The sequence below is a fragment of the uncultured Algibacter sp. genome (assembly GCF_947487605.1).
In the GTDB taxonomy this organism is placed as follows: domain Bacteria; phylum Bacteroidota; class Bacteroidia; order Flavobacteriales; family Flavobacteriaceae; genus Algibacter_D.
Window position 1 is genome coordinate 1 of record NZ_CANKXK010000029.1, and the last position, 2,687, is coordinate 2,687.

3 protein-coding genes are annotated in these 2,687 nt (G+C 29.8%); all 3 read right to left on the reverse strand.

The window, feature by feature from the left end; genetic code table 11:
• Positions 1 to 87: 87 nt before the first annotated feature.
• On the reverse strand, positions 88 to 591 hold the full coding sequence (locus tag Q0739_RS14690) for a hypothetical protein (protein ID WP_298239492.1): 504 nt from the start codon (positions 589 to 591) through the stop codon (positions 88 to 90).
• A 230-nt stretch (positions 592 to 821) separates the two neighbouring features.
• Positions 822 to 1,466, reverse strand: a complete 645-nt coding sequence (locus tag Q0739_RS14695) for a hypothetical protein (protein WP_298239493.1) — start codon at positions 1,464 to 1,466, stop codon at positions 822 to 824.
• Positions 1,467 to 1,626: 160 nt separating this feature from the next.
• On the reverse strand, positions 1,627 to 2,472 hold the full coding sequence (locus Q0739_RS14700) for a restriction endonuclease (RefSeq protein ID WP_298239494.1): 846 nt from the start codon (positions 2,470 to 2,472) through the stop codon (positions 1,627 to 1,629).
• Positions 2,473 to 2,687: the final 215 nt, after the last annotated feature.

Below are 2,687 nucleotides of genomic sequence, written 5' to 3' on the forward strand. Positions count from 1 at the left end.
AGGAAAATCAGATGTAACAAAACAGGACTAATCGCTGGATTAAGCACAGACCCAAGCATTAATTTTATACTTTGTTGTAACCAGTTTTTATCCAACTTTTATTTTAATACTATCTCCGATTTTCAACATTTTTTCACTAGTTGATTTTTTATACTCTCCCACTTCACGTATAATAAAGTTTATCCTTATTAATTGTCCGATTGCTTTTCTAAAAGTGTAAAAATAATATTGGGTTTCAGAGTCAACCTTAAATGCTTGATAAATAAAGTCTTTTCCATTTATTCTGTCATTGATTGGTTCATAGTCTCCTTCTTTTTCAAATTTCACAAACAAGTCGTCAATTTCTGGTTTTAAGTCCGATATAGAATATTCTCCACCTTTAGATAATTCTTTTCCGTAATTAGTTGCAGAAAATTGTAGTGTATTCTTTTGGTTTTTCATTCGGAATCTATCACTTTCAAATTGATTCCAGTCTTCAGGTACGTCCAAAAGATATACTTGGTCAACCATTACAATTTTACTTTTTGAAACGTTTCTTTCAGTCGTTTTTACTTCTTTTTCTTTCTTTTTAAATCGGTCAAATATTCCCATTAATTTCTGTTTTTTCACAAATTGGTTACAACGGTCTAGTATATGAAAAGTAGCGCTCTAAATATGCGATAATTTTCGGATTAAACACAAGCCGAATTTTTAAATTTTACTATTATCTTTTTATTTGGAAATCGTCAAATTTAAAAATTTTGCGACTTTCCAAAAATATCCAAACCATTCTGTTAGCAATGACTTGCGCTATTTTTTATATACATTGTTGTAAGCTGGCTTTATCTGCTGTTTACAATGTCAAATGGTGTTCCAAAAGAACCAATTTTGATTAGTCTTTCTTTTTGTTGCTCTGTTAATTCACTCGTTTCAAATCCTACATCATCAATTTCAGTTCCATCAGTATTTTTGAGTACTAGTTCAATGTTTTTAATTTCAGGTTTGCAATTAATTCCCAACATTGTCAAATCTATAAAATTACCTTTCTCTGCTTTTCCATTTACTAAAGCTCCAATTATATAAAAACCTCTGTTATTTAATTGAAAAGCACCATTTAATTTGAAGTCAGCGACTTTAATTTCGTGCCATTTATTTCCACAATGTCTGCATTGTCTGGATTGAGGTGTCCGAGTTATTAATCCGCATTTAGAACATTCATTCAGATACAAATCAGATTTACGTTCTCTGATTATTCTTTCCGCTACGCTTTTCCTAAATTCTTCAGCTCCGTTTTTAATTAAATTTAAAGCTTCTTTATCATCTGTCAACCAACCTTTTCGTCTATAAATATTCGCCATTTTAGACGAATCGTCTGTTTTGTAATCTAACTTAAATTCAGAACGAATATGTCTCAAAGCTAAATGTTCTTTTTCAGTCATTAGATTTGGGAAATAGTCAATTATATATCGAATTTTGTCTTTATTCACAATGTTTGTTTAGCTTGCTTACAACGTTTATGTATAAGATTAGTGGCGCGTTTAAGTAACTAATTTAGTAAACAAATACTTGCCAGCGGAAAATTCCGCAGGAATTTTCCAAGTAGGCTAGAACTAGCCATTAATTTTATACTTTGTTAGCCACTGGCTTTTATATTTCATTTTCGTAATCAGAATATTCAGTTGAATCAATATTTTCATTCGCAAAATCATAAACTGATTCTTTGGTATAGTCTCCGTTTTCTAAAAAATCACTTCTCCAAAATTTAATATCTTCTCTTAAATATCTGAAGTCTATTTTTAAAAACTTTTCTAATTCATTCCGATTTACTTTAGAATGATATAATCGTTTCTTATTTTCTTTATTTGCTGGAATTCTAATAGTAAGAGTTTCCAAATCAGTGAAATCTCTAAATAGTCGAGCACTTTCCTTTATTATCTTTTTGAAAGCAAAATATTCCGTATTTGCAAAACCCTCTTTAAAAGTAACTATTCTTTTATTATAATCTGATTTTCTTAAATCGAAATAGCCTGAATTTTCTTTTGCTCTTTTGAAAAATTCATATTTTGATAATTCAAGGTTTCTTATTTTTTGGTTTACGAAATAGTCAAAAGTCAGTTTGATTTTTTCTAATTCGTCAAATTCGATAATGTCAAGTCTTAAATTCCGAACATTAGCCCTGTTCTTTGCAGATGAGCTAAATCCTTTGTTTGTAATTATTAATCCGAAATTCGCTTTAGTATCTTCTAACATTCCAAGAAAACTTTCTATGATTTTTATGTCAATGTTTTTAGAGAAATGTTTACAGTCAATTATTCCAAGGATTTTATTTCCACCAATATTTCCTCTTATTGAAATATCAATTTGCCTGTCTATTCTGCTATGTTTTCCGAAAATTCTATCGTCAAATTCAAAATCACAATCAGTAAAAACAGAAGTTAATTCTTGATGAATTTGTCTTTCATATTTTCTCCAAGTTTTATCTTCTATCGACATTTTTTTCAGCTTGTGGCTAACGTTTATGTATAAGAATAGTTGCGGTTTTGTGTGCGAGGATTTTCCGCAGGAAAATCAGACGTAACAAAACTGCAACGACCCTTGGTTAAGCACTAATCTAGCAATTATTTTTATACTGTGTTGGGTTTTAGTGCTTTTTTTATCCGCTAAATAATTCGTTCCGTTTTTTTCTTTTTCGAGATTTTCATTTCGCA